This is a genomic window from Burkholderia sp. MSh2, assembly GCF_000731655.1.
GTDB classification, from domain to species: Bacteria; Pseudomonadota; Gammaproteobacteria; order Burkholderiales; family Burkholderiaceae; genus Burkholderia; species Burkholderia paludis.
The window spans coordinates 20,388-45,542 of the sequence record NZ_JPGM01000072.1 but is presented as its reverse complement, the minus strand read 5'-3'; the positions used below and the strand labels follow the sequence as shown (position 1 = coordinate 45,542).

General features: G+C 67.9%; 24 protein-coding genes and 1 tRNA gene. 13 read left to right on the top strand and 12 right to left on the bottom strand.

Annotation, left to right across the window (positions count from 1 at the left end; all coding sequences use genetic code 11):
- Positions 1 to 297: 297 nt before the first annotated feature.
- The 4 genes from GQ57_RS32470 to GQ57_RS32455 all read right to left on the bottom strand — a co-directional run bounded on the left by GQ57_RS32470 (position 298) and on the right by GQ57_RS32455 (position 4,712).
- Positions 298 to 374, bottom strand: a tRNA-Met gene (locus tag GQ57_RS32470).
- 159 nt (positions 375 to 533) lie between these two features.
- A complete protein-coding gene (locus tag GQ57_RS32465; RefSeq protein ID WP_031402560.1) occupies positions 534 to 2,192 on the bottom strand; it encodes an MFS transporter in 1,659 nt (552 codons plus the stop codon).
- Positions 2,193 to 2,418: 226 nt separating this feature from the next.
- Positions 2,419 to 3,966: a sensor histidine kinase gene (locus GQ57_RS32460; protein ID WP_031402561.1), complete on the bottom strand. Its 1,548-nt coding sequence runs from the start codon at positions 3,964 to 3,966 to the stop codon at positions 2,419 to 2,421.
- A 17-nt stretch (positions 3,967 to 3,983) separates the two neighbouring features.
- Positions 3,984 to 4,712, bottom strand: a complete 729-nt coding sequence (locus GQ57_RS32455; protein WP_031402562.1) for a response regulator transcription factor — start codon at positions 4,710 to 4,712, stop codon at positions 3,984 to 3,986.
- 189 nt (positions 4,713 to 4,901) lie between these two features.
- Between GQ57_RS32455 and recA the strand changes: the two genes are divergently transcribed.
- The 9 genes from recA (at position 4,902) to GQ57_RS32410 (ending at position 14,070) form a co-directional block, all read left to right on the top strand.
- Positions 4,902 to 5,975, top strand: a complete 1,074-nt coding sequence (recA, locus tag GQ57_RS32450) for a recombinase RecA (RefSeq protein WP_031402563.1) — start codon at positions 4,902 to 4,904, stop codon at positions 5,973 to 5,975.
- Entirely contained in the window at positions 5,975 to 6,844 is an 870-nt protein-coding gene (gene recX / locus GQ57_RS32445) for a recombination regulator RecX (protein WP_031402564.1), read from the top strand. The genes recA and recX overlap by 1 nt, the downstream gene beginning before the upstream one ends.
- Positions 6,845 to 6,990: 146 nt before the next feature.
- On the top strand, positions 6,991 to 7,599 hold the full coding sequence (locus GQ57_RS32440) for a DUF2889 domain-containing protein (protein ID WP_034200012.1): 609 nt from the start codon (positions 6,991 to 6,993) through the stop codon (positions 7,597 to 7,599).
- 68 nt (positions 7,600 to 7,667) lie between these two features.
- Positions 7,668 to 8,834 carry an ADP-forming succinate--CoA ligase subunit beta gene (sucC, locus tag GQ57_RS32435; RefSeq protein WP_031402566.1) on the top strand — a complete coding sequence of 389 codons (1,167 nt, stop codon included), beginning with the start codon at positions 7,668 to 7,670 and terminating at the stop codon, positions 8,832 to 8,834.
- A 70-nt stretch (positions 8,835 to 8,904) separates the two neighbouring features.
- Positions 8,905 to 9,786, top strand: a complete 882-nt coding sequence (gene sucD / locus GQ57_RS32430) for a succinate--CoA ligase subunit alpha (RefSeq protein WP_006477916.1) — start codon at positions 8,905 to 8,907, stop codon at positions 9,784 to 9,786.
- 157 nt (positions 9,787 to 9,943) lie between these two features.
- Positions 9,944 to 10,648: a TerC family protein gene (locus tag GQ57_RS32425; RefSeq protein ID WP_031402567.1), complete on the top strand. Its 705-nt coding sequence runs from the start codon at positions 9,944 to 9,946 to the stop codon at positions 10,646 to 10,648.
- A 97-nt stretch (positions 10,649 to 10,745) separates the two neighbouring features.
- Positions 10,746 to 11,342 (top strand): pilin, encoded by a 597-nt coding sequence (locus GQ57_RS32420; protein ID WP_034200011.1) that lies wholly within the window; start codon positions 10,746 to 10,748, stop codon positions 11,340 to 11,342.
- 153 nt (positions 11,343 to 11,495) lie between these two features.
- A complete protein-coding gene (locus tag GQ57_RS32415) occupies positions 11,496 to 13,274 on the top strand; it encodes a PglL family O-oligosaccharyltransferase (protein WP_034200010.1) in 1,779 nt (592 codons plus the stop codon).
- 445 nt (positions 13,275 to 13,719) lie between these two features.
- The gene (locus GQ57_RS32410; protein WP_031402570.1) at positions 13,720 to 14,070 is read left to right on the top strand and encodes a TonB family protein; all 351 of its coding nucleotides are present in this window, start codon (positions 13,720 to 13,722) and stop codon (positions 14,068 to 14,070) included.
- A 90-nt stretch (positions 14,071 to 14,160) separates the two neighbouring features.
- Here GQ57_RS32410 and GQ57_RS32405 read toward each other — a convergent pair whose 3' ends face one another.
- Positions 14,161 to 15,366, bottom strand: a complete 1,206-nt coding sequence (locus GQ57_RS32405; protein WP_034200009.1) for a hypothetical protein — start codon at positions 15,364 to 15,366, stop codon at positions 14,161 to 14,163.
- A gap of 95 nt (positions 15,367 to 15,461) precedes the next feature.
- Positions 15,462 to 15,950, bottom strand: a complete 489-nt coding sequence (moaC, locus tag GQ57_RS32400) for a cyclic pyranopterin monophosphate synthase MoaC (RefSeq protein WP_031402572.1) — start codon at positions 15,948 to 15,950, stop codon at positions 15,462 to 15,464.
- Between the two features lie 177 nt (positions 15,951 to 16,127).
- Between moaC and GQ57_RS32395 the strand changes: the two genes are divergently transcribed.
- Complete coding sequence (locus GQ57_RS32395) at positions 16,128 to 17,822, top strand: M48 family metalloprotease (RefSeq protein WP_034200008.1); 1,695 nt, start codon at positions 16,128 to 16,130, stop codon at positions 17,820 to 17,822.
- Positions 17,823 to 17,849: 27 nt separating this feature from the next.
- Here GQ57_RS32395 and GQ57_RS32390 read toward each other — a convergent pair whose 3' ends face one another.
- The 6 genes from GQ57_RS32390 to GQ57_RS32365 all read right to left on the bottom strand — a co-directional run bounded on the left by GQ57_RS32390 (position 17,850) and on the right by GQ57_RS32365 (position 22,407).
- Positions 17,850 to 18,434 (bottom strand): DUF2946 family protein, encoded by a 585-nt coding sequence (locus GQ57_RS32390; RefSeq protein ID WP_034200007.1) that lies wholly within the window; start codon positions 18,432 to 18,434, stop codon positions 17,850 to 17,852.
- A complete protein-coding gene (locus tag GQ57_RS32385; protein ID WP_031402575.1) occupies positions 18,427 to 19,464 on the bottom strand; it encodes a hydrolase in 1,038 nt (345 codons plus the stop codon). Before GQ57_RS32385 ends, GQ57_RS32390 begins: the two co-directional genes overlap by 8 nt.
- 34 nt (positions 19,465 to 19,498) lie before the next feature.
- Positions 19,499 to 19,945 (bottom strand): nuclear transport factor 2 family protein, encoded by a 447-nt coding sequence (locus GQ57_RS32380; RefSeq protein ID WP_006749968.1) that lies wholly within the window; start codon positions 19,943 to 19,945, stop codon positions 19,499 to 19,501.
- Between the two features lie 115 nt (positions 19,946 to 20,060).
- Positions 20,061 to 21,098 (bottom strand): lipopolysaccharide heptosyltransferase II, encoded by a 1,038-nt coding sequence (waaF, locus tag GQ57_RS32375; RefSeq protein WP_031402576.1) that lies wholly within the window; start codon positions 21,096 to 21,098, stop codon positions 20,061 to 20,063.
- A 140-nt stretch (positions 21,099 to 21,238) separates the two neighbouring features.
- Positions 21,239 to 21,433 (bottom strand): zinc-finger domain-containing protein, encoded by a 195-nt coding sequence (locus GQ57_RS32370; RefSeq protein WP_006749970.1) that lies wholly within the window; start codon positions 21,431 to 21,433, stop codon positions 21,239 to 21,241.
- 50 nt (positions 21,434 to 21,483) lie between these two features.
- Positions 21,484 to 22,407, bottom strand: coding sequence for a branched-chain amino acid transaminase (locus GQ57_RS32365; RefSeq protein WP_031402577.1), 924 nt, complete (start codon positions 22,405 to 22,407; stop codon positions 21,484 to 21,486).
- A gap of 194 nt (positions 22,408 to 22,601) precedes the next feature.
- Here GQ57_RS32365 and GQ57_RS32360 point away from each other — a divergent pair, with 194 nt between their 5' ends.
- The 3 genes from GQ57_RS32360 to GQ57_RS32350 all read left to right on the top strand — a co-directional run bounded on the left by GQ57_RS32360 (position 22,602) and on the right by GQ57_RS32350 (position 25,154).
- Complete coding sequence (locus GQ57_RS32360; protein WP_031402578.1) at positions 22,602 to 23,357, top strand: AzlC family ABC transporter permease; 756 nt, start codon at positions 22,602 to 22,604, stop codon at positions 23,355 to 23,357.
- The gene (locus tag GQ57_RS32355) at positions 23,354 to 23,677 is read left to right on the top strand and encodes an AzlD domain-containing protein (protein ID WP_034200006.1); all 324 of its coding nucleotides are present in this window, start codon (positions 23,354 to 23,356) and stop codon (positions 23,675 to 23,677) included. Before GQ57_RS32360 ends, GQ57_RS32355 begins: the two co-directional genes overlap by 4 nt.
- A 280-nt stretch (positions 23,678 to 23,957) precedes the next feature.
- On the top strand, positions 23,958 to 25,154 hold the full coding sequence (locus tag GQ57_RS32350; RefSeq protein WP_031402580.1) for a phosphoglycerate kinase: 1,197 nt from the start codon (positions 23,958 to 23,960) through the stop codon (positions 25,152 to 25,154).
- Position 25,155 lies beyond the last annotated feature (1 nt).

The following is a 25,155-nucleotide window of genomic DNA, read 5'->3' as shown; positions in this document are numbered from 1 at the left end:
CCTTGCCGGGCGTGTTGAGGCTCAGCCAGATTTCGGTCTTGTCGAACACAGGGCGCGCAGCTCGAGCGGCACCTTGCGGCGGAAGTAGAAGTGGCGGGAATCGGCGCGGATGGTCAGGTAGGGGTGTTTCACGGTGTGCTCTCCACGGAAGGTAGCAGTGGCGTGTAGCACCCACGCTCCCAAAACCGCCTCGCGCCTAAAATGTTCGCCTGTTGGCGTCCGTTTTAGGTGAATTGCGCGGCTCGGAAAGCAAAAAAGCCGCTGAACCTTACGGAACAGCGGCTTTTTTGGTGAAGCTGGTGGCGAATCAGGGATTCGAACCCCGGACCTGCGGATTATGATTCCGTCGCTCTAACCGACTGAGCTAATTCGCCGAAGAATTGAATTATGCGGATCGACCGCCCGGCTGTCAACACCTTTTTTCATCTTTCGTAAAAAAAGTGACCGACGCACCCGCGCGGCCTCGTTCCAGCGCCGGCCGCCAGCCGCCGGAACGCATGCCCGGCAACCGGCAACCACCCGCCGCTACGTCCTCAATCCTGCGCGTAGATGTTCGAGTCCTTCGTGTCCTTGACGAACAGCAGGCCGATCACGAACGTCGCCAGCGCGATCACGATCGGATACCAGAGCCCGGAATAGATGTCGCCCTTCGCCGCGACGATCGCGAACGCGGTCGCCGGCAGGAACCCGCCGAACCAGCCATTGCCGATGTGATAGGGCAGCGACATCGACGTGTAGCGGATCCGCGTCGGGAACATCTCGACCAGCATCGCGGCGATCGGGCCGTACACCATCGTCACGTAGATCACGAGGATCGTCAGGATCACGATCGTCATCGGCCAGTTGAGCTGCGCCGGGTCGGCCTTCGCCGGGTAGCCGGCCGCCTTCAGCGTCGACGCGAGCGTCTTGTCGAACGCCGCGCCCTGCGCCTTCGCGTCGGTCGCCTTGCCGTCATACGCGGGGATCACCGTGTCGCCGACCTTGATCTCGGCCATCGCGCCCGCCGGCGCCGCGACGTTCTCGTAGTTCAGGCCGGCTTTCGCGAGCGCGCTCTTCGCGATGTCGCACGAGTTCGTGAACTTCGACGTGCCCACCGGGTTGAACTGGAACGAGCAGGCGGCCGGGTCGGCGACGACCGTGATCGGCGCCTTCTGCGTCGCGAGTTCGAGCTGCGGGTTCGCGTAGTGCGTGAGCGCCTTGAACAGCGGGAAGTAGGTCAGCGCCGCGATCAGGCAGCCCGCGAGGATGATCGGCTTGCGCCCGATCTTGTCCGACAGCGAACCGAAGAACAGGAAGAACGGCGTACCGATCAGCAGGGCGATCGCGATCAGGATGTTGGCGCTCGCACCGTCGACCTTCAGCGTCTGCGTGAGGAAGAACAGCGCGTAGAACTGGCCCGTGTACCACACGACGGCCTGGCCGGCCGTCAGGCCGACGAGCGCGAGGATCACGATCTTCAGGTTCTTCCACTGGCCGAACGCTTCGGTCAGCGGCGCCTTCGACGTCTTGCCTTCCGCCTTGATGCGCAGGAACACCGGCGACTCGTTCAACTGCATCCGGATCCACACCGATACCGCGAGCAGCAGGATCGACGCGACGAACGGCACGCGCCAGCCCCAGCTGCCGAACGCTTCCTCGCCGATGAACGTGCGCACGCCGAGGATCACGAGCAGCGACAGGAACAGGCCGAGCGTCGCGGTCGTCTGGATCCACGCGGTGTAGAAGCCGCGGCGGTTCGCCGGCGCATGCTCGGCGACGTAGGTCGCCGCGCCGCCGTACTCGCCGCCGAGCGCGAGGCCCTGCAGCAGCCGCATCGCGATGAAGATCACGGGCGCGGCGATGCCGATCGACGCGTAGCCGGGCAGGAAGCCGACCACGAACGTCGAGATGCCCATGATCACGATCGTCACGAGGAACGTGTGCTTGCGGCCGACGAGGTCGCCGAGCCGTCCGAACACGATCGCGCCGAACGGCCGCACCGCAAAGCCGGCCGCGAAGCCGAGCAGCGTGAAGATGAAGGCGGCGGTCGGATTGACGCCGGAGAAGAAGCTCTTGCTGATGTAGGCCGCGAGCGAGCCGGCCAAGTAAAAGTCGTACCACTCGAACACGGTGCCGAGCGACGACGCGAAGATCACCTTCTTCTCTTCGCCCGTCATCGGCGAGTGCGAAATTTGCCCGCCTAACGTTGCCATGAATCGTCTCCAAGTCGCTTGATATAGATGTGCGGCCGCCGTGGGTGGGCGGGCCTGTCGACGATTATTGGTATGGAAACTTACGGCGGACTGACTCGCGCGTACAAAACGAATGCGCGTTAACCCGCGCGGAATCGGCCGGTTTTTGTGTGGATCATGGTGCGAACGTCGTGTAAAACGCCGGTTTCGATGCGATCGCGGCGGGCCGTGGCGGTGCGCGTCAGGGTTAATCCGGGGCGGTGCCTGCCAGCGGCAGGCTGACGCGCACGAGCGTGCCGGCGAGGCGCGGCGCGTGCTGGTAGACGTGATCGTCGAGCGTCAGCGTGCCGCCGTGCTGTGCGGCGATCTCGCGCACGATCGCGAGCCCGAGGCCGCTGCCGTCGCCTTCGCGGCCGAGGATCCGGTAGAAGCGCTCGACGACGCGCTCGCGTTCGGCGGCCGGGATGCCCGGCCCCGTATCCTCGACTTCGAGATGCGCGAACCGCGCGGTCGGGTCGGCGTGCACGCGTACGGTGATGCGGCCGCCTTCGGGCGTGTAGCGGATCGCATTGTCGATCAGGTTGCCGAGCATCTCGCGCAGCATCACCGGATTGCCGTCGACGTCGAGCGGCGCATCGTCGGGCGGCCCTTCGTAGCCGAGATCCATCCGCTTCGCGAGCGCGGCCTGCACCCAGTCGCGTACGGCGCGGCGCGCCAGCGCGGCAATCTCGACCGGCTCGAAGGTCAGCCCGCTGGCGCGGTTCTCGGCGCGCGCCAGCGCGAGCAGTTGCGTGACGAGCCGCGCGGCCTGTTCGGAGCTCGTCGCGATCTGTTCGAGCGAGCGCTGCACGTCGGGCGGGACGGGGTGGCGCAGGGCGAACTCGGCCTGCGTGCGCAGGCCCGCGAGCGGCGTCTTCATCTGGTGCGCGGCGTCGGCGATGAAGCGCTTCTGCAGCGCCATGTTCTGTTCGAGGCGCGCGAGCAGGTCGTTGAACGACGTGACGAGCGGCTCGATCTCGGGCGGCGCGCGCTGCGCCTCGACGGGCGACAGGTCGTCGGGCCGCCGGGCGCGGATGTGCGCCTGCAGCGCGTTGAGCGGCGCGAGCCCGCGCGACAGGCCGAACCAGACCAGCAGGATCGCGAGCGGCAGGATCACGAACTGCGGCAGGATCACACCCTTGATGATGTCGTTCGCGAGCGCGTTGCGCTTGTCCAGCGTTTCGCCGACCTGCACGAGCACGGGCTGCGTGCCGCTCGCTTGCGGCAGCGCGACCGTCGTATACGCGACGCGCACGTCGTTGCCGCGCAGCAGGTCGTCGCGAAACACGACGACGCCGGGCGGCGGGCGGTCCTCGTCGCGCGGCAGCGGCATGTCTGCCTCGCCCGCGACCAGCTCGCCGCGCGTGCCGAGCACCTGGAAGTAAACGCTGTCGACGTTGTCCGCGCGCAGGAAGTCGCGGGTCTGCTCCGGCAGCGTCAGCTCGGCCACGCCGTTGACCGGATGAATCTGCCGCGCGAGCACGTAGGCGTTGGTCTCGAGCGAGCGGTCGAACGGGCCGTTCGCGATCGTTTTTGCGACGAGATAGGTGACGGCGATGCTCATCGGCCACAGGAGCAGCAGCGGTGCGAGCATCCAGTCGAGGATCTCGCCGAACAGCGAGCGCGGGCGCGGCGCCTCGGGCGCATCGGTTGCGTCGGGCGGCGCGAACGGGTTCTCGTAGCGCGCGTCGCGCGCCTCGTCGGCGGCCGACTGCGGCGCGCCGGTCGAGTGGCGGGAAGGGGCCGGCGTGGCCATCGCGACGACGCGCGGTGTCAGCGCAGCGGCGTGCCGGCCACCGCGGGCTGGGGCGCCGTCGCGTCGGCCGGCGCGGCGGGCGCGACTTTCTCGAGGCAATAGCCGAGGCCGCGCACGGTCGAGATCCGGACGCCGCTCGGTTCGATCTTCTTGCGCAGCCGGTGCACGTAGACTTCGATCGCGTTGTTGCTGACTTCCTCGCCCCATTCGCACAGATGGTCGACGAGCTGTTCCTTCGACACGAGCCGGCCGATCCGCTGCAGCAGCACTTCGAGCAGGCCGAGTTCGCGCGCCGAAAGATCGAGCACGTGATCGTTCGCATAGGCGATGCGGCCGACCTGGTCGAACGCGAGCGAGCCGTGGCGCACGACGGTCGGGCCGCCGCCCGCGCCGCGCCGGGTCAGCGCGCGCACGCGCGCCTCGAGCTCGTTGAGTGCGAACGGCTTGGCCATGTAGTCGTCGGCGCCGAGGTCGAGCCCCTTCACGCGCTCGTCGACGCTGTCGGCGGCGGTGAGGATCAGCACGGGGAGGTTGGAATTGCGGGCGCGCAGCCGCTTGAGCACCTCGAGCCCTGACATCTTCGGCAGCCCGAGATCGAGGATCAGCAGGTCGAAGGTCTGCATCGACAGCGCCGTATCGGCGTCGACGCCGTTCTTCACGTGGTCGACCGCATAGCCCGATTGGCGGAGTGACCGGGTGAGGCCGTCCGCGAGTATGCTGTCGTCTTCCGCGATGAGAATTCGCATGGTGCTGACCGATGGCCGGCAGGGCGTTCGCGCCGGCCGGCTGTCTCCGAAGTGATTCGTGTACAACGCAGCCTGCATTGCGGGCTTGCACAAAACACTGTTTTTTTATACAGTGTCTGCATTCGTGGGCGGCGCTTGAAAGCGGGCGCGCCTTTAACAGACGCTGCTCATCATAGCAAAGGACGATTCATGGAAGATAGCAAGAAGGGCTCCGGGATGACCGCCGAGAAGAGCAAGGCGCTGGCCGCCGCGCTTGCCCAGATCGAGAAGCAGTTCGGCAAGGGCTCGATCATGCGCATGGGCGACGGCGAGGCGACCGAAAACATCCAGGTCGTGTCCACGGGCTCGCTCGGTCTCGATATCGCGCTGGGCGTCGGCGGCCTGCCGCGCGGCCGGGTCGTCGAGATCTACGGTCCGGAATCGTCCGGTAAAACCACACTCACGCTGCAGGTCATCGCCGAACTGCAGAAGATCGGCGGCACCGCGGCGTTCATCGACGCCGAGCACGCGCTCGACGTTCAATATGCCGCGAAGCTCGGCGTGAACGTGCCGGAGCTGCTGATCTCGCAGCCGGACACCGGCGAGCAGGCGCTCGAAATCACCGACGCACTGGTGCGCTCGGGCTCGATCGACATGATCGTCATCGACTCGGTCGCGGCGCTCGTGCCGAAGGCCGAAATCGAAGGCGAGATGGGCGATTCGCTGCCGGGTCTGCAGGCCCGCCTGATGTCGCAGGCGCTGCGCAAGCTGACCGGCACGATCAAGCGCACGAACTGCCTCGTGATCTTCATCAACCAGATCCGGATGAAGATCGGCGTGATGTTCGGCAACCCGGAAACCACGACGGGCGGCAATGCGCTCAAGTTCTACTCGTCGGTGCGTCTGGACATCCGCCGGATCGGCTCGATCAAGAAGAACGACGAGGTGATCGGCAACGAAACCCGCGTGAAGGTCGTCAAGAACAAGGTGTCGCCTCCGTTCCGCGAAGCGATCTTCGACATCCTGTACGGCGAAGGCATCTCGCGTCAGGGCGAAATCATCGATCTCGGCGTGCAGGCGAAGATCGTCGACAAGGCCGGCGCCTGGTACAGCTACAACGGCGAGAAGATCGGTCAGGGCAAGGACAACGCGCGTGAATTCCTGCGCGAGAATCCGGAAATCGCGCTCGAGATCGAGAACCGCATCCGTGAATCGCTCGGCGTTGCCGCCATGCCGGATGGTGTCGGCCACGACGAAGCCGAGGCGATGGACGAAGAAGAGTGATGGTCGGGCGCCGAGGTCAGGCTGGCGAACCGGAAGAGAGCGACGCGCCCGAAGCGGCGGGTCGCTCCGGCCGGCGAGCGGGATCCTCGGGCGCCAACCGGCGGCCTGCAGGCAGCGATGCCGCAGGCCGCACCGCGACGAGGGCATCCGACGATGCCCTCGTTTCGTTTGAGATTGCCGCGCCGGACGATCCGTTCGACGACGACGAATCGTTCGATGCGCACGACCGCTCCCGTCGGCGTGTTTCCGGCGTCAGTTTTCCGGGCGATCGTGCATCCGGTGCGGCGTCGCCGGCCAGGGAAGACGTCTATACGCGCAGCAGCCAACATCCGCGCCGCACGCGCCGCGCGTCCGGCACTTCCGCCGGCGCTTCGTCCGGCGATGCGCCGGGCACGGGCGAGCGCAAATCGTCGAAGCCGCCGCGGTCGTTGAAGGGCCGCGCGCTCGGCTATCTGTCCAGGCGCGAATACAGCCGCGCGGAACTCGCACGCAAGCTCGCACCCTACGCCGGCGAAGACGAATCCATCGAGCCGGTGCTCGATGCACTCGAAAAGGAAGGCTGGCTGTCCGACGCGCGCTTTGCCGAGAGCCTCGTGCATCGCCGCGGGTCGCGTGTCGGCGTCGCGCGCATCGTCAGCGAACTGAAGCGCCATGCGGTCGGCGACACGCTCGTCGAAGAGGTGAGTACCCAGCTTCGCGAGACCGAATGGGCGCGTGCGCAGGCCGTCTGGCGCAAGAAATTCGGTGCACTGCCGCAAACGCCGGCCGAGCGTGCGAAGCAGGCGCGCTTTCTGGCCGCGCGCGGCTTCTCGAGCGCGACCATCGTGAAGTTGCTGAAGGTCGGCGACGATTTCCCGATCGACGACTGAGCAGGCCGATCGCGCGCGTGGCGCGCGATTTTGCTGCAATGCAACCGCTTCCGGACAGGCGGGAATACCCGCCGTCGCGTCAAACTGTCTCAAATACCCAATATGCTAAAATTCATGGGTTTTCCTCTTCGGCCTCAACCTCCAGCATGCCGCTATCCGAGCCCGTGCCCCGTCAGTTGCGACATCGACGCGCAATCCGAGCGGAAGCTTACGAGCGCGGCGACGGCTTGTGGGATATCGAAGCCTGCCTGACCGACCACAAGCCGCGCGATGTCGCGCTTGCGTCGGGCATCCGGCCCCAGGGCCTGCCGATCCACGAACTCTGGCTGCGCGTGACTATCGATCGTGAACTCAATGTCGTCGACGCCGAAGCGTCTTCGGAATGGGTGCCCTATCCCGGTCAGTGTCAATCCGCTCCTCCCGCCTATCGGGCCCTCATCGGGCTCAATCTCTTCCGCCATTTCCGCCGCGATGCGAGCCGGCTTCTCGCCGGCGTCGCAGGCTGTTCCCATCTCACCGAACTGTGCGCCGTGCTGCCGACCGCAGCGATCCAGGCGTTCGCCGGTGACGTGTGGAACGTGCGCGAGGAGGGCGGTGAAGGGCCGGATCATGACGGCGTGCATGCCGAACCGCCTTTCCAGCTCGGCCGCTGCCGGGCGCTGCGGTTCGACGGCGAGGTCGTGCGGCAGTACTACCCGCGCTGGTATGGCGCGAGCCGGCCGGACCTGCCCGGTGAGGGCAGCACGAAGGAATGAACGGAAATCATTCGAAGAAGCGTCTTAAGCGACTTTTCATCCAACTCTCAGACTGAAGGGAATCACGCATGAAGATTCACGAGTACCAGGGTAAGGAAATCCTGCGGAAATTCGGAGTCGCGGTACCGCGCGGCAAGCCGGCGTTCTCGGTGGACGAAGCCGTCAAGGTGGCGGAAGAGCTGGGCGGCCCGGTTTGGGTCGTGAAGGCCCAGATTCACGCGGGTGGCCGCGGCAAGGGCGGCGGCGTGAAGGTGGCGAAGTCGATCGAGCAGGTCCGCGAATACGCGAACCAGATCCTCGGCATGCAGCTCGTCACGCACCAGACCGGTCCGGAAGGCCAGAAGGTCAACCGTCTGATGATCGAAGAAGGCGCCGACATCAAGCAGGAACTGTATGTCAGCCTCGTCGTCGATCGCGTGTCGCAAAAGATCGTCCTGATGGGTTCGAGCGAAGGCGGCATGGACATCGAGGAAGTGGCCGAGAAGCACCCGGAACTGATCCACAAGGTCATCGTGGAGCCGTCGACCGGTCTGCTCGACGCCCAGGCCGACGATCTCGCCGCGAAGATCGGCGTGCCGGCTGCTTCGATTCCGCAAGCACGCGCGATCCTGCAAGGCCTGTACAAGGCATTCTGGGAAACCGACGCGTCGCTGGCTGAAATCAACCCGCTGAACGTCTCCGGCAACGGCACGGTCACCGCACTCGACGCGAAGTTCAACTTCGACTCGAACGCGCTGTTCCGCCACCCGGAAATCGTCGCGTACCGCGATCTGGACGAAGAAGATCCGGCTGAAATCGAAGCGTCGAAGTTCGACCTCGCGTACATCTCGCTCGACGGCAACATCGGCTGTCTCGTGAACGGCGCAGGCCTCGCGATGGCGACGATGGACACCATCAAGCTGTTCGGCGGCGAACCGGCGAACTTCCTGGACGTCGGCGGCGGCGCAACGACCGAGAAGGTCACGGAAGCGTTCAAGCTGATGCTGAAGAACCCGGATCTGAAGGCGATCCTCGTGAACATCTTCGGCGGCATCATGCGCTGCGACGTGATCGCGGAAGGCGTGATCGCCGGTTCGAAGGCCGTGAACCTGAACGTGCCGCTCGTCGTGCGCATGAAGGGCACGAACGAGGACCTCGGCAAGAAGATGCTGGCCGACTCGGGCCTGCCGATCATCTCGGCGGACAGCATGGAAGAAGCCGCGCAGAAGGTGGTCGCGGCTGCCGCAGGCAAGTAAGCGCGCGCTCAATGAACACGCATGGCGGCGCGGTCAGCTCGCGACGCCAATCGAACAGAGGTCAAAATACATGTCGATTCTGATCAACAAGGACACGAAGGTCATCACGCAGGGCATTACCGGCAAGACCGGTCAGTTCCATACGCGCGCCTGCCGTGAATACGCAAACGGCCGCGAAGCATTCGTCGCGGGCGTGAACCCGAAGAAGGCCGGCGAAGATTTCGAAGGCATTCCGATCTACGCAAGCGTCAAGGAAGCGAAGGCGGAAACCGGCGCGACCGTGTCGGTCATCTACGTTCCGCCGGCAGGTGCAGCCGCTGCGATCTGGGAAGCGGTCGAAGCCGACCTCGATCTCGCGATCTGCATCACGGAAGGCATCCCCGTACGCGACATGATCGAAGTGAAGGACCGCATGCGTCGCGAAGGCCGCAAGACGCTGCTGCTCGGGCCGAACTGCCCGGGCACGATCACGCCGGACGAACTGAAGATCGGCATCATGCCGGGTCACATCCACCGCAAGGGCCGCATCGGCGTCGTGTCGCGTTCGGGCACGCTGACGTATGAAGCCGTTGCGCAGCTGACGGCACTCGGCCTCGGCCAGTCGTCGGCAGTCGGCATCGGCGGCGACCCGATCAACGGTCTGAAGCACATCGACGTCATGAAGATGTTCAACGACGATCCGGATACGGATGCGGTCGTGATGATCGGCGAAATCGGCGGTCCGGACGAAGCCAATGCGGCCGAGTGGATCAAGGACAACATGAAGAAGCCGGTCGTCGGCTTCATCGCCGGTGTCACGGCGCCTCCGGGCAAGCGCATGGGCCACGCCGGCGCGCTGATCTCGGGCGGTGCGGATACGGCCGAGGCGAAGCTGGAAATCATGGAAGCGTGCGGCATCACCGTCACGCGCAACCCGTCGGAAATGGGGCGCCTGCTGAAAAAGGCGCTGTAATATTTCCGCTGGTTTCGTCCTGCAGAAAACGCCGGCTTTGCCGGCGTTTTTTGTTATGCTCGCGCAATGATTTTGTAAGCGCCGGGCATGTATCACGCATGTGCCGGCGATGAACCAGGTCGCCCGCCGGGCGGCCGTCGTCCTGCCTGTCACCGCCATGCTCGAATTCCTGACGTCGCTGCACTGGGGCGCCGTTCTCCAGATCGTCATCATCGATATCCTGCTCGGCGGCGACAACGCGGTCGTGATCGCGCTCGCTTGCCGCAACCTGCCGGCCAACCAGCGGCTGCGCGGCGTCATCTGGGGCACCGCGGGGGCGATCCTGCTGCGCATCGCGCTGATCACGTTCGCGGTCGCGCTGCTCGACGTGCCGTTCCTGAAACTCGGCGGCGGGCTGCTCCTGCTGTGGATCGGCATCAAGCTGATGGCGCCGGCCGCCGACGCGCACGATCACATCAAGCCGGCCGACCGCCTGTGGGATGCCGTGAAGACGATCGTGATCGCCGATGCGGTGATGAGCCTCGACAACGTGATCGCGATCGCCGGCGCGGCCGAGCAGGCCGATCCGTCGCACCGGATCGCGCTCGTGATCTTCGGGCTCGTCGTCAGCGTGCCGATCATCGTGTGGGGCAGCACGCTGGTGCTGAAGCTGCTCGACCGCTTTCCGATCGTCGTCACGTTCGGCGCGGCGCTGCTCGGCTGGATCGCGGGCGGGCTGATCGTGAACGACCCGGTCGGCGATCGCTGGCCGGAGCTCGATACGCCCACGGCGCTCTATGGCGCGAGCATCGCGGGCGCGCTGTTCGTCGTGGCGATCGGCTCCGCGCTGAGGCGGCGCGGCGACGCACCGCACGCGCGCTGACACTGGCCATCCGGCCGACTGCCGGATTCGGGGCCCGCTGGCTACGATCGAGACGCCTGCCTCCATCGGCAGGCGTTTTTCGTTTCCGGAGCCTGCCATGTTCGAAGCCTTTTCCGTTTCCCTGTTCCGTCGCGTCGTCGCCGATCTGCGGCGCGCGAACCGGCCTGTGCCGCGCTGGCGGCCGGCCGGCTTCACGCTGATCGAACTGATGATCGTGCTGGCGATCGTCGGCGTCGTCGCGGCCTATGCGATTCCCGCGTACCAGGATTACCTGGCGCGTTCGCGCGTCGGCGAGGGGCTGGCGCTCGCGTCGTCCGCGCGGCTCGCGGTTGCCGACAACGCCGCGAGCGGCGCGAGCCTCGACGGCGGGTACAACCCGCCGACTGCAACCCGCAACGTCGAATCCGTCGCGATCGACGGCGAGACCGGTCAGATCACGGTTGCGTTCACCACCCGCGTCGCCGCGGCCGGCGCGAATACGCTGGTGCTCGTGCCGTCGGCGCCCGACAAGGCCGACGCGCCTTCCGCGCGCGTACCCCTCAAAAAGGGCGCGATGCAGGCCGGCGCGATCGCGTGGGAATGCTTCGCCGCCGGCAAGGATGCGTCGTCGCTGCCGGCGCCGGGCGCCGGGCCGCTGCCGGGCGACGCCGCGACGCTGCCCGCGAAATACGCGCCGGCCGAGTGCCGCGCGTAGGGCCGGCGGCGGTGAGGCGCGGCGCGCGCGGCTCGCCGGCTGGCGCTTCGGTCGACCGGGGCGCCAGCCGGGAGTCGCGTCGCGGTGCGACGGCACCGCACAGAGTAGGGAAAGTTTTGTATAGTGCGCCGGTTGCTGACATCCGGTTCGCTCATGCCTTCTACTTTTTCCCGTTCGTTGCCGCTCGTTGCGCTGGCTGTCGCCCTGATCGTGCCGTACGCGATCACGAATCACACGTATCCGATCCCGACCTTCTATTCCGAGTTTTCCGCGCTGGTGCTGTATCTGCTGGTGGGCGTGTCCGTCATGCTGCTCGCGCGCACGGGGCGTCCGGCCGAGCCGTTTGCCGCACCGGCGGCGTTCCTCGCGCCGCTCGGATTCGCCGTGGTGCTGGTCGCGCAGGTCGCGCTGATCCCGCTCAAGGTGCCGTCGATGAACTGGCTGGCGGTTGGCTATCTGGCGGCCGCGCTGGTCGCGATGCAGTCCGGCTATGCACTGGCGCGCGACGGGCTGGCCGAGGCCGTGTCGCGGATGATGGCCGGCGCGCTGCTCATCGGCGGCGTGTTCGCGGTCGGCACCCAGATCGCGCAGCTGTTTCACCTCGAATCGGTTTTGACGCCGTTCGTCGTGATGTACAACGTCGCGGTCGATCGCCGCCCGTACGGCAACATGGCACAGGCGAACCACCTGGCCAGCTACATCGCGTTCGCGCTCGCGGGCGCGCTGTATCTCGTGCAGACGCGTCGGCTCGCGGTATGGGCGTGGTTCGCGCTGTCGGTCGTGCTGTCGGTCGGTCTCGCGCTGACGGTGTCGCGCGGGCCGTGGCTGCAGGTCGCGGTGACGGTCGTCGCGGGCTTCTGGATGGCGCGGCTCGAATCGCGCCGCGCGCCGGGCAATGCGCGCGCTTGGCTGATACCGGTCGTGCTCGCGCTCATGTTCGTCGTGGTGAACGTCGCGGTGCGCTGGGCCAACCTGCACTATCACCTGAATCTCGCGGAATCGGCGGCCGACCGGATGCGCGACGCAGGGCAGATCGCGCCTCGCCTCGCATTGTGGAAGTACGGGCTTGCGATGTTCCGCGAGCATCCGCTGCTCGGCGTCGGCTGGGGCGAATTCCCGTCGCACCAGTTCGCGCTCGTGCGCGCGCTCGGCGGCGTCGAGATCGCCAACAACTCGCACGACATCTTCATCGACCTGCTCGCGAAGTCCGGGCTCGTCGGCCTGGGCGTGCTCGTCGTCACGCTCGTGATGTGGTTCGTGCGCGCGCTGCGCGCGCCGCAGTCGAGCATGCGCGTGTTCGGTTTCGCGCTGATCGGCATCGTGCTGATGCATGCGCTGGTCGAGTATCCGCAGCAGTACATGTTCTTCCTGTTGCCGGCGATGTTCGTGATCGGCCTGCTCGACGTGAAGCCGTTGCGCCTGCTGCCGGGGCGCGCGGCGTTCGGGCTGTTCGCGGTGCTGTCGGTCGGCGGCGTGCTGGCGGCGGTGCCCGTGCTGCGCGACTACCAGCGCGCGGAAGTGTTGTATTACGGCAGCGATCCGGCCGCGCAATATCGCGACGCGCCGTCGCTGCTGTTCGGCGCCTGGGGCAATTACGGCGCGGCGACGCTGCTGCCGCTTTCGCCGGACGACCTGCCGGCCAAGCTCGCCGCGCACGAGCGTGCGATCGCGCTGCTGCCCGGCGAGACGGTGCTGCGCCGCTATGCGGTGCTGCAGGCGCTGGCGGGCCGCCAGGCCGACGCGCTCGATACCGTCGCGCGCCTGCACGTGTTTGCGAAGGAACTGAAGGACTGGCCGCAACAGCTGGCGTCGCTGTACAGGCTGTGCGACCAGCAGCCGGCACTGAAGACGTTCAAGGCGGCCGTCGTCGCGAAGTACGGCGAGGTGCCGGACGACGCGGCCGACGATACGGACGACGACGATTCGGATTGACGCGCGCGGCGTTTGCCGGAGCGGGCGTGCCGGCGTTCGCGGTTTCGCGATGAAGCGGGCGCGCGTGTCGGGCCATGCAGCCCGGCGAGAATCCGGCCCGGCAGCGATTACCTCGTGGTTTGCGCGGATTCCGGCCGAATGTGCGGCGATTCGCGTCAACCATTGTCAAATCGCCGCCATGTATCGAAGGGCGCGTGCACAATGCGCGCAAGCGTTCGCGGGCCGGCCCGCATGAGGTCCGGCCGGCGCACGTACAGGCAACACCCCGGCCATCCGGGGAAGTCGCTACGCAGGATCGCGGCCGGGCATCGATCGGCCGTGCGGCCGTAACGGGGCGCCGGTCCGATGGCCGCGGCGCGGTGTGACGCATGCGATGCGTACCGGGCAATGTTCTCCGGTGCGCGGCGCGATCGTCCGAAACAGTGCTGAAGCACGATATTCGACCATGGCCATTCGCCCGACCTACCTGATCCTGCCAGCCGTCGCGATGCTGTTTTCCGGCTGCGCGATGCTGTCGTCGTCGCAGGAAAGCAAGCTGACCTGCCACATTCCGCGCGCCGTCTATCCGGACACCGCGAAGCCGCTCACGCGCCAGGCGACCGTGCTGGTGCGCGCGCTGATGACGACGTCCGGCGAAGCGCAGAACGTCACCGTGACGACGAGCAGCCGCAATGCGGCGGCCGATCGTGCGGCCGTCGACGCAATGACGCACGCGACCTGCGTGCAGACGGGCGCGACCGCGAACCCGTTCCTGCTGACCCAGCCGTTCATATTCGAGCCGCAGCGCGGCGAATGACGTGCGGGCGGCGCGCCGTCCGGCTTCGTTCCCGGCCAGCCGCGCCAGCGGGCGTCGCCGTCGACAGTCGTTGCGGCGCGCGCCCGACGTTCAGCGCTTCGGCATCAGGTCCGCGCCGCGGCAAGCCGGCTCGGCCGTCGTACTCAGCCCGAGCAGCGTGAACCCGTTGCGTTCCTGGCGAATCAGCGCATAGTGCCGCGCAATCGTGTCCCCGGTCGTGCCCGTCAGGTCGAGTTCGACCTGAAAGCGGTCCTTGCTGTCCGAGCAGCTGCGCACCGGGCCGTACGCGAACCCGATACCGGATACCTTGCTGGCCTTGTCGAATGCCTGCCGGCCTTTCTGCGCGGCGGCGGCGGTGGTGGGCTCGCTCCATTCGCGCGCCTGCGCATCGTCGACCTTCAGCCATTCGTCGACGAAATCGCGGCCGTTGACGGCGACGGGCTGTACGCGCTGCACGGCGCCGCCGTCGACGCGATAGCGGAAGATGCCCGGCCGCGTCATCACCTCGGTGTCCCTCGAGCTGACCATCATGCGCACCTCGAAGCCGTCGGGGCGCACCTTGAACCGGATCGGGTTTTCGTCGATCACGTAGTCGTTCGCGGAATGGAACAGCGTGCGTTGCGCGGTCGAGCCGTTGGCCGGCGCGATCACGTCCGCGCCGAACTGGCTCCAGCGCGACGCGCACCACGGCGTGCCGTGGACGACCGCGACCTGCCCGCCGGGCAGCGCGGAGAACCAGAAACCGCTGCCGTACGCGCCGTCGATGTCCTTGTAGTCGTCGGCCTGCCAGCGCAGCACGCGCCGCCAGCCGCCGCTTTCCCACGCGTAGGCGGTCAGCAGGTTGTCGTCGCCGCATTCGATGTCGAAGCCGGCGCGCACGAAGATCAGCGGGCGCGACGTGCCGCCGCGTTCGACTTCGATCTCGGGATTGCGGCCGAACGCCGATTCGCCGTCTTTCGGCTGGACGGGCCGGGCCGGCACGCCGAGCGCAGCTGCGAGCGTGCGTTTCAGCACGGCCGGGTCGGCCTGTTCGTCGCTGCACGCGAGCCGCGCATCGATCGCGCCGACGAGCGCCTGCTTGTACGCACGCAGTGCGTCGCGCAGTGGCGGAGAAATGGGGACGCCGCCGCCGTCGCTCTGCGGATTGCGGATCTTCTGTACGCGGTGCTGCGCGTCGATGGCCGCGCGCGCGGCGGTGTCGGCGGCGGGGCAGGCGCCGGCGGCCGAAGCGGCGACCGGCAGCAGGGAGAGCGCGCACAGCAGCGGTGCGGCGTATTTCAGCGCGGGATTCTTCATTGTTGTGACTGTTCTTGTGGTTTTCTATCGTTCGAACGGGCAATCGTTACGGCCGACGTTGCTCCGTGAGTGGCCGCCGTCGCGGCCACTGGCGTTCAACCCGCCACGTCTTCGGCTTTCCAGTCCCCCGACTTGCCGCCGCGTTTCTCGCGCACGCTCACGTCGGTGATCACCATCCCGCGATCGACGGCCTTGCACATGTCGTAGACGGTCAGCAGCCCGACCTGCACGGCGGTCAGGGCTTCCATTTCGACGCCGGTCCGCCCGAACGTCTCGACCTGCACGACGCAGTGCACGCCCGGCAGCGCGTCGTCGAGTTCGAAGTCGACGGCCACGCGCGTCAGTGCGAGCGGGTGGCACAGCGGGATGAGGTCGGCCGTGCGCTTGGCGCCCTGGATCGCGGCGATGCGTGCGACGCCGAGTACGTCGCCTTTCTTGGCCTTGCCGTCGCGGATGAGCGCGAACGTGGCCGGCAGCATCCGGATCGTGCCGCGCGCGATCGCGATGCGCCGGGTTTCCTGCTTGTCGCCGACGTCGACCATGTGCGCATGGCCGGCGGCATCGAAATGGGTGAGTCCTGACATGTCGTGCTCCGTTGCAACGGGCGCCTATCATAGCAGCGGCGTCCGCGTTGACGGGGGCGCAGACGACGCCCGTGCGACACGGGACAGTCGCCGCGCCGCCGGTACAATGACCCGAATATTCAGACCAAACGCCGCGATGCGCGCCCGGCGCGCGGACGGCGTCGTTTTCATCCTGCCATGCGTGTCAAACAGTTGCTTGCCGTGTCGCTGTCGGCGGTGCTCGCATTGCCGCCGAGCAGCCATGCGCAGCGTGCGTCCGCGCCGCCGCTCGAGCCGGGGGCCGGTGGCGCGCCGTCGATTTCCACCGTGCCGTCCGGCATCGCGACCGGCGTGTTCGGCACGTACGGCGGCGCGGAGAGCCGGTTGTCGGGCGCGGGCGGCGCGTCGGCGCCGGCCGCGAGCCTGCGCGCGCCGCTTCGCGCGCTCGAACTGCCCGATCTCGGCGACGGTTCCGGCGGCTCGCTGACGCCCCGGGCCGAGCGTCAGCTCGGCGAGCGCGTGATGCGCGAGGTGCGGCGCGATCCCGACTATCTCGACGACTGGCTCGTGCGCGACTATCTGAACGCGATGGCGGTGCGGCTCGCGGCCGCGGCCGCCGCGCGCTTCATCGGCGGCTATATGCCGGATTTCGACCTGTTCCCGGTGCGCGATCCGCAGATCAACGCGTTCTCGATGCCGGGCGGTTTCATCGGGATCAACAGCGGGCTCGTCGTCACGACGCAGACGGAGTCGGAGCTGGCGTCGGTGGTCGGCCACGAGATGGGCCACGTACTGCAGCGGCACATCGCGCGGATGATCGGCGCGAGCGAGAAGACCGGCTATACGGCGCTCGCGACGATGCTGCTCGGCGTGCTGGCCGGCGTGCTCGCGAGAAGCGGCGACCTCGGCAGCGCGATCGCGGTGGGCGGGCAGGCCTACGCGGTGGACAACCAGTTGCGTTTCTCGCGGTCGGCCGAGCGCGAGGCCGATCGCGTCGGTTTCCAGCTGCTCGCGGGCGCGGGCTACGATCCTTACGGGATGCCGGGCTTCTTCGAACGGCTCGACCGTGCGTCGATGGGCGATGCGGGCGTGCCGGCCTATGCGCGCACGCACCCGCTGACCGGCGAACGGATCGCCGACATGGAGGATCGCGCGCGCCGCGCGCCTTACCGGCAGCCGCGCCAGTCGGCCGAGTACGGCTTCGTGCGCGCCCGGCTGCGCGTCCTGCAGAACCGCGCGCCGACCGACATCGCGGTCGAGGCGCGCCGGATGCAGTTCGAGATCGGCGATCGCACGGCGCCGAACGTCGCGGCGAACTGGTACGGCATCGCGCTCGCGAGCGCGCAGCTCGGCGAATACGACGCGGCCGGCAAGGCGCTCGCGTCGGCGCGCACCGCGTTCGAGGCGCGCGAGCGGCGCGACGACGATCCGGCGACGAGTTCGCCGAGCCTCGACGTGCTGGCCGCCGAGATCGCGCGCCGCGCGGGGCGGACCGACGACGCGGTGCGGCTCGCGGCGCTCGCGCAGCGGCGCTGGCCGGCGTCGCACGCGGCGATCGTCGCGCACCTGCAGGCGTTGATCGCCGCGCGCCGCTTCGCCGAAGCGCAGGCGCTCGCCCGCGCGCAGGCGAAGGCCGATCCCGAGCAGCCGGACTGGTGGGACTATCTCGCGAAGGCGAGCGATGGCAAGGGCGACGTGCTCGCGCGGCGCCGGGCGCTCGCGGAGAAACTCGCGCTCGACGGCGCCTGGCCGTCGGCCATTCGCCAGCTGAAGGAAGCGCGCGACACGAAGGACGTCTCGTTCTACGAGCAGTCGATCATCGGCGCGCGGCTGCTGGAATTCGAGGCGCGTTACAAGGAGGAGCGCGACGACGAGAAGAACGGCCGCGGGTAGCGGCCTGCGCGCGGGGCGGGCTGCGGGTCAGCCGTCGCCGGCTGCGTCGCATGCCTGCCGCGCCGGGCTTGCGACGTAGCCGAACCGCGCGGGCACGTCAGCGCACGCGATGCTGCCCAGCGGCAGCGTGCGGCCGTCGCGCCAGCGCAGCACGGGTGGCGCGGCGTCGAAATCCGCGTGGTCGGCAAACAGCCCGAGGTCGTGATCGTGCAGCGCCGCGACCCGCGCCGGCGAGCCGGCCGCGCGGAACAGCACGCCGCCCGCGTCGTCGAGCCATCCTGCATCCGGCTCGAACGGCGCGCCGGTCTGGTCGGCGAGCGTGAGCGCCCCGTCGCGTTCGGCGAGCCGGACGACCCACGGCGTATAGGCAAGCTCGACGTACACGCGCTGCGGCCCGTTCTGGAAGAACCACCGGCCTTGCGCGTCGCATTCGTAGTTGCGGCCGATGAACGCGTTCAGCGCCGCATGCCGGATGGGCGAGCCGAGCTCGCCGGCCGCCTGCGCCGCGTCGTCGCGCAGCCGCCACTCGCCGCGCCGGTCGAGCAGCAGCCAGCCCGTGCAGTGCGGCACGTTCGGCCACTTCGCGATTGCCTGCCTGACGATGTCATCCATGGTCGACGAATTTGGAGCAATAGCCGAACACCCGCGCCGACAGCCAGTCGAGACGGCCGGGGAACGGCCCGGTCATGAATCCCGCGTGGCCGCCGTCCGCCGGCTGGTCGAGCTCGACGGCCGGCGACACGTCGGCCGGCCCCGGCAGCGCCGATTCGGGCAGGAACGGGTCGTTGCGGGCGTTGAGAATCAGCGTCGGCACGTCGATCGCCGGCAGCAGCGGCCGCGTCGTCGCCTTGGTCCAGTAGTCGTCCGCGTTCGCGAAGCCGTGCAGCGGCGCGGTCACGACCTCGTCGAAGTCGCGCATCGTGACGGACTGCAGCATCGCCTCGCGGTCGAACAGCCCCGGGTACTGGTCGAGCTTCGCGAGCGCCTTGCGCTTGAGCGTCTTCAGGAAGCTGCGCGTGTAGACCATCGCGAACCCCTGCGACAGCGCGCGGCCGCCCGCGTGGACGTCGATCGGCGTCGAGATCGCGGCGGCGGCGCGCAGGATCGACGTGTCGCTGCGATGCTCGCCGAGCCAGCGCAGCAGCACGTTGCCGCCGAGCGACACGCCGGCCGCGACCAGCGGCCCGCGATGCTGCGCGGCGAGCCGGCGCAGGATCCAGTCGACTTCGGCGCTGTCGGCGAGATGGTAGAAGCGCGGCTGGCGGTTGATCTCGCCGCTGCAGCTGCGGAAGTGCGGCACGACGGCATGCCAGCCCTTCGCGCGCGCGGCGGCCATCATCGCGAGCGCGTAGTGCGAGCCGGAGCTGCCTTCGAGGCCGTGGAACAGCACGAACAGCGGCGCGTCGGGCGGCGGCGCCGCGCTGTCGAGATGGGCGACCCAGTCGAGATCGATGAAGTCGTGATCGGGGGTTTCCCAGCGCTCTCGTCGGTAGGCGACGACCGGGCGTCGCGCGAACAGCGCGGGCACGATGGTTTGCGCATGACTGTTGGGCAGCCAGCGCGGTGCGCGATAGCGCAGTGTGTCGTCGTCGGGGGCCGGGGCCCCGGTCAGCGGCGAGGTGGGCGGAGAAGCCGTACTCATGATCGCCCCGCGTATGCGTTGTTGCGTCTTTTCGTCAGTGCAGCGGGCCCTGACCATGACGGATCTTGGCGGCGAACTGCCCGGCCGCCTGTTCGGGAATCGGGCTCGCGTGAATATGCGCGATGCGCCACTCGCCGCGTTCGTGAATCATCACGTACGTCGCGAAAACCATGTCGGGTTCGGCCGTCAGGTCGGCCTGCTGATGCGCCTCGGCGATCGTATAGACGACGGTGCCGAGGCTGTCGTACACGCGGATGTCGAGCGGCTCGATCGTCACGGGGCGCGTGGCGAGCCGGTTGGCGAGCCCGCTGCGAATCTGGTCGAGGCCGTGCAGATGCTCGCCGTCCGCCCATACGCAGCTGGCGAAATCCTCGTCGATCCACAATCCCAGCAGCGCGTCGAGATTGGCATCGGCGACGGCCTGGTAGTAGGCGTTCAGCGTATCGGCGGCGGCTTCGAAGAGGCGGGCAAAACGTGGCATCGGGGTTATCTCTCGCGCGCGTCGCGCGCCGTATTCAGCACGGCGGCCCGCATGGGGCCGCCGCACACCGGTGAATCGGATTGCCCGGCGCGTCGTGCGACGCTGCCGGCCAGGGTCAGCGCTGCCCGACGAGCATGCCGCGCAAATCGCCGAATACCTGCTCGGGACCGAGTTCGCGCAGGCACTTCAGGTGGCCGAGCGGGCACTCGCGTTCGAAGCAGGGACTGCATTCGAGATGCAGCCATTGTACCTTCGCCAGGTCCGACAGCGGAGGGGTGTGGCGCGGATCGGTCGATCCGTACAACGCGACGAGCGGCCGGCGCAGCGCGGCAGCCACGTGCATCAGCCCCGAATCGTTGGTGACGACCGCATTCGCGCGCGCGATCAGCGCGCACGCCTCGGACAGCGACGTCTGCCCGCACAGGTTGCGCACGTTCGGCGCATGGTCGGCGATCGCCTGCGCGGCGGCGGCGTCCTTCTGCGAGCCGAGCGCGACGATCTGCGTATACGGGAACGACTGGTGGACGATGTTGGCGAGCGACGCGAAATGCTCGGGCGGCCAGCGCTTGGCCGGGCCGTATTCGGCGCCCGGGCAGAACACGACGAGCGGCTTGCGCGTATCGAGATTGAAACGGGCGGACACGCGCGCCGTCTCGTTCAGGTCGGCGTCGAGGCGCGGCGCGGGCAGCGTCTTCATCGACTCGGGCAGCTTCGCGCCCGGCGCGTACGCGAGTGCCGCGTAGTGGGTCGTCATCGGCGGCCGCTCGCCCGACTTGTCGGGGTTCGCGTGGCGCACGTTCAACAGCCCGTAGCGGTGCTCGCCGGTGTAGCCGATCCGCAGCGGGATGTTCGCGAGCCACGGGACGACCGCGGACTTGAGCGAATTCGGCAGCACGTACGCCGCGTCGTAGCCGACGTCGCGCAGGTCGCTCGCGAGCTGCCAGCGGCGCAGCAGCTGCAGCTTGCCGTGCGCGAGGTCGGTCGCGTAGACATCGTGGATCTCGGGCATCCGCTCGAGCACGGGCGCGACCCACGAGGGTGCGACGGCATCGATCGCGATGCGGGGATGGAGCTTTTTCAGCAGCGCAAAAAGCGGCTGCGCCATCAATGCGTCACCGATCCAGTTCGGTGCGATAACCAGCGCTCGACGCATCAGGTCGACTTCCGATGTCTTGATGAAGCGCGGCGCTCGGGCGCCGCGTTCGGGTTGCCAGAATGGAGAACGGCGGCGCGCCGGAAATCCGGCTGCGCCGCCTTGCGGGTCGGCGGGCCCACGGGCCCGGACGCCGGGGCTCAGTGGCCCTTGACGACCTCGCCGTCGCGCAGCTTGTAGCGTGTGCCGCAGTACGGGCAGCGCGCCTCGCCGTGCGAAACGTCGATGAAGACGCGCGGGTGGGCGCTCCAGCGCGCCATGGCCGGGTTCGGGCAGTAGGCGGGAAGATCCTTGGCCGTCAGCTCGACCAGCGGCATTTCCTTGATTTCACTCATGAGACTTTCTCTTATCACTCTTTTGTGGGGCGGTCGGTGGCGCGGCGCGCTCAGACCTTCGTCAGCCAGTGCGCGTACTTCGCATTCTTGCCCGACACGATATCGAAAAACGCCGACTGGAGCTTTTCCGTGACGGGGCCGCGCGCGCCGCTGCCGATGGTGCGGTTGTCGAGCTCGCGGATCGGCGTGACTTCGGCGGCCGTGCCGGTGAAGAACGCTTCGTCGGCCGTGTAGACCTCGTCGCGCGTGATGCGCTTTTCGATGACCTCGATGCCGGCGTCCCGCGCGAGCGTGATGACGGTGTCGCGCGTGATGCCGTCGAGGCACGACGACAGGTCGGGCGTGTACAGCTTGCCGTTGTTCACCAGGAAGAAGTTCTCGCCGGAGCCTTCCGACACGTAGCCGTCGACGTCGAGCAGCAGCGCTTCGTCGTAGCCGTCGGCCGTCGCTTCCTGGTTCGCCAGGATCGAGTTCACGTACCAGCCCGACGCCTTCGCGCGCACCATCGACACGTTCACGTGGTGGCGCGTGAACGACGACGTCTTCACGCGGATGCCCTTCGCGAGGCCGTCCTCGCCGAGGTACGCGCCCCACGGCCATGCGGCGATCGCGACGTGGATCGTGTTGCCCTTCGCGGCCACGCCCAGCTTTTCCGAGCCGACCCAGATGATCGGGCGCAGGTAGCACGATTCGAGCTTGTTCTCGCGTACGACCTCGAGCTGCGCGGCTTCGAGCGTTTCGCGGTCGAACGGCACGTCCATCTGGAAGATCTTCGCCGAATTCAGCAGACGTTTCGTGTGCTCGTACAGGCGGAAGATCGCGGTGCTGCCGTCGGCCGACTTGTACGCGCGCACGCCCTCGAAGACGCCCATGCCGTAGTGCAGCGTGTGGGTCAGGACGTGGATCTTGGCGTCGCGCCAGTCGATCAGCTTGCCGTCCATCCAGATCTTGCCGTCGCGGTCGGCCATTGACATAGATTTCTCCTGGGATGCGGTTGTATGCAGCGTTGAGCCGGAAAGACGCTCATTTTAGCGTCATTTGGCGACGATCCGGTCGGACCGCGCGGGGGCGGCGCTATAATCGTCCGGTACCGATTCCAATAATGACGGGCCGCACCGGCAGGAGGCGCCGGCGTCCCGACGAACCGCCCGCCGCGGCCCGCCTGCCCATGCTCGCTCGATTGTCCGCCACCGACCGCTTCGCGCTGATCCAGGGCGCGCGCGACTATTCCCCGACGCTGATGGCGATTTTCTCGTGGGGGCTCGTCACGGGCATCGCGATGAGCAAGTCGGTGATGACGATCGGGCAGGCGAGCGCGATGTCGCTGCTCGTCTACGCGGGCTCGTCGCAGCTCGCGGTGCTGCCGCTCCTCGCGGCGAAGCTGCCGATCTGGACCGTGCTGCTCACGGCGGCGATGGTCAACACGCGCTTCGTGATCTTCAGCGCCGGGCTGGCGCCCCATTTTTCCTACCTGCCGCTGTGGCGGCGTCTCGCGATCGGCTATTTCAACGGCGACGTGATCTATCTGCTGTTCCAGAAACAGGGCTTCGCATACGGCCGCGTGCCGGGCAAGGAAGCGTATTTCTGGGGGATGGCGCTCGCGAGCTGGCTGTCGTGGCAGGTGTCGTCGCTCGCCGGCATCCTGCTCGCGAGCGTCTTTCCCGCGAGCTGGGGGCTGGAGCTGGCCGGCACGCTCGCGCTGATCCCGATCATGGTGTCGGCGGTGGCGAACCGCTCGACGCTCGCGGCCGTCGCGGTCGCGGGCGTCGTGTCGCTCGTCGCGTTCGACCTGCCGTACCGGCTCGCGCTGCCGCTCGCGGTGCTCGCCGCGCTTGCGGCGGGCTGCTCCACCGATTTCTTCGTCGAGCGGGCCGACTGGCGGCGCATCCGCACCGAAACCGTGCAAGAAAGGGAACGCGAATGAGCGCGACGGAAATCTGGATCGTCATCATCGGGATGACGGTCGTCACGGCCCTCACGCGCGCGCTGTTCCTGATCGGCGGCGAACGCACCGTGCTGCCCGAGCGCGCGCAGCGCGCCATGCGCTACGCGCCGGCCGCCGCGCTGGTCGCCGTCGTGCTGCCCGACGTGCTCGAAACGCCGGCCGGGCTGTCGTTCGCGCTGTCCAACCATCCGTTTTACGCGGCGCTCGCCGGCCTCGGCTGGTTCCTGTGGCGGCGCAGCATGCTGGGCACGATCGTCGTCGGCATGCTCGTGTTCACCGTGCTGCGCCTCGTCTTCTGATGGGCCGCCGCTCACACCTGCGGGGCGCCGGCCGCCCGCACGCGTGCGGTGCCGCGTTGCGGCAATGTGTCCGTTGCCCCGCGCGATCCCAAATAGGCGGAATTCGCCGCTGCACGGGTCAGTCTGCCGGGCGGATCGGCTAGAATGCCCGTTCGAGATTTTTTACCCGTGCGCGTCATGCGAACCGCCAGCCACGGCCGCATCCGGCGCCCTTTTGCGGCAGCCCGCGCACGTCCAGCGTGAACCCCCTTTCCCCATCCACCACTTCAATCTGTTCAACATGAGCCAAGTCAAGCGTCTTACCGACCTGATCGCCGCCGGCCAGCTCGCCGGCAAGCGGGTATTCATCCGCGCCGACCTGAACGTCCCGCAGGACGACCAGGGCAACATCACCGAGGACACGCGCGTGCGCGCATCCGTGCCGGCCATCCAGGCGGCGCTCGACGCCGGCGCGGCCGTGATGGTCACGTCGCACCTCGGCCGCCCGACCGAAGGCGAATTCAAGCCGGAAGACTCGCTCGCGCCGGTCGCGCAGCGTCTCGCCGAGCTGCTCGGCCGCGACGTGCCGCTCGTCTCCAACTGGGTCGAGAACGGCGTGAACGTCGCGCCCGGCCAGGTCGTGCTGCTCGAGAATTGCCGCGTGAACAAGGGCGAGAAGAAGAATTCGGACGAACTCGCCCAGAAGATGGCGAAGCTCTGCGACGTGTACGTGAACGACGCGTTCGGCACCGCGCACCGCGCGGAAGCGACCACGCACGGCATCGCGAAGTACGCGCCGGTCGCGTGCGCGGGCCCGCTGCTGGCCGCCGAACTCGACGCGCTCGGCAAGGCGCTCGGCAACCCGGCCCGCCCGCTGGTGGCGATCGTCGCCGGCTCGAAGGTGTCGACCAAGCTGACCATCCTGAAGTCGCTGGCCGGCAAGGTCGACCAGCTGATCGTCGGCGGCGGCATCGCGAACACGTTCATGCTCGCGGCCGGCCTGTCGATCGGCAAGTCGCTGGCGGAAGCCGACCTCGTCAACGAGGCGAAGGCGATCATCGACGAAGCGCGCGAGCGCGGCGCGTCGGTGCCGATCCCGACCGACGTCGTCACCGCGAAGGAATTCTCGCCGACGGCCGCGGCCACGGTGAAGGCAGTCGCCGACATCGAGGCGGACGACATGATCCTCGACATCGGCCCCGATACGGCCAAGGCGCTCGCGAGCCAGCTCGAGAAGGCCGGCACGATCGTGTGGAACGGCCCGGTCGGCGTGTTCGAGTTCGACCAGTTCGGCAACGGCACCAAGACGCTCGCCGAAGCGATCGCCAAATCGTCCGCGTTCTCGATCGCGGGCGGCGGCGACACGCTCGCGGCCATCGCGAAGTACGGCATCCACGACCAGGTCAGCTACATCTCGACGGGCGGCGGCGCCTTCCTCGAGTTCCTCGAGGGGAAGAAGCTGCCGGCGGTGGAAGTGCTGGAAACGCGGGCGGCCTGAG

Bases quoted from the DNA above. Each gene is read 5' to 3' on its own strand.
- GQ57_RS32465 (WP_031402560.1), bottom strand. From the start codon at position 2,192: ATGGCAACGTTAGGCGGGCAAATTTCGCACTCGCCGATGACGGGCGAA.
- moaC (WP_031402572.1), bottom strand. From the start codon at position 15,950: ATGTCAGGACTCACCCATTTCGATGCCGCCGGCCATGCGCACATGGTC.
- GQ57_RS32440 (WP_034200012.1), top strand. From the start codon at position 6,991: ATGCCGCTATCCGAGCCCGTGCCCCGTCAGTTGCGACATCGACGCGCA.
- waaF (WP_031402576.1), bottom strand. From the start codon at position 21,098: ATGCGTCGAGCGCTGGTTATCGCACCGAACTGGATCGGTGACGCATTG.
- GQ57_RS32365 (WP_031402577.1), bottom strand. From the start codon at position 22,407: ATGTCAATGGCCGACCGCGACGGCAAGATCTGGATGGACGGCAAGCTG.
- GQ57_RS32410 (WP_031402570.1), top strand. From the start codon at position 13,720: ATGGCCATTCGCCCGACCTACCTGATCCTGCCAGCCGTCGCGATGCTG.
- GQ57_RS32405 (WP_034200009.1), bottom strand. From the start codon at position 15,366: ATGAAGAATCCCGCGCTGAAATACGCCGCACCGCTGCTGTGCGCGCTC.
- GQ57_RS32420 (WP_034200011.1), top strand. From the start codon at position 10,746: ATGTTCGAAGCCTTTTCCGTTTCCCTGTTCCGTCGCGTCGTCGCCGAT.
- GQ57_RS32390 (WP_034200007.1), bottom strand. From the start codon at position 18,434: ATGGATGACATCGTCAGGCAGGCAATCGCGAAGTGGCCGAACGTGCCG.
- GQ57_RS32425 (WP_031402567.1), top strand. From the start codon at position 9,944: ATGCTCGAATTCCTGACGTCGCTGCACTGGGGCGCCGTTCTCCAGATC.
- GQ57_RS32395 (WP_034200008.1), top strand. From the start codon at position 16,128: ATGCGTGTCAAACAGTTGCTTGCCGTGTCGCTGTCGGCGGTGCTCGCA.
- GQ57_RS32455 (WP_031402562.1), bottom strand. From the start codon at position 4,712: ATGCGAATTCTCATCGCGGAAGACGACAGCATACTCGCGGACGGCCTC.
- GQ57_RS32360 (WP_031402578.1), top strand. From the start codon at position 22,602: ATGCTCGCTCGATTGTCCGCCACCGACCGCTTCGCGCTGATCCAGGGC.
- GQ57_RS32385 (WP_031402575.1), bottom strand. From the start codon at position 19,464: ATGAGTACGGCTTCTCCGCCCACCTCGCCGCTGACCGGGGCCCCGGCC.
- GQ57_RS32355 (WP_034200006.1), top strand. From the start codon at position 23,354: ATGAGCGCGACGGAAATCTGGATCGTCATCATCGGGATGACGGTCGTC.
- GQ57_RS32370 (WP_006749970.1), bottom strand. From the start codon at position 21,433: ATGAGTGAAATCAAGGAAATGCCGCTGGTCGAGCTGACGGCCAAGGAT.
- recA (WP_031402563.1), top strand. From the start codon at position 4,902: ATGGAAGATAGCAAGAAGGGCTCCGGGATGACCGCCGAGAAGAGCAAG.
- recX (WP_031402564.1), top strand. From the start codon at position 5,975: ATGGTCGGGCGCCGAGGTCAGGCTGGCGAACCGGAAGAGAGCGACGCG.
- sucC (WP_031402566.1), top strand. From the start codon at position 7,668: ATGAAGATTCACGAGTACCAGGGTAAGGAAATCCTGCGGAAATTCGGA.
- sucD (WP_006477916.1), top strand. From the start codon at position 8,905: ATGTCGATTCTGATCAACAAGGACACGAAGGTCATCACGCAGGGCATT.
- GQ57_RS32415 (WP_034200010.1), top strand. From the start codon at position 11,496: ATGCCTTCTACTTTTTCCCGTTCGTTGCCGCTCGTTGCGCTGGCTGTC.
- GQ57_RS32350 (WP_031402580.1), top strand. From the start codon at position 23,958: ATGAGCCAAGTCAAGCGTCTTACCGACCTGATCGCCGCCGGCCAGCTC.
- GQ57_RS32460 (WP_031402561.1), bottom strand. From the start codon at position 3,966: ATGGCCACGCCGGCCCCTTCCCGCCACTCGACCGGCGCGCCGCAGTCG.
- GQ57_RS32380 (WP_006749968.1), bottom strand. From the start codon at position 19,945: ATGCCACGTTTTGCCCGCCTCTTCGAAGCCGCCGCCGATACGCTGAAC.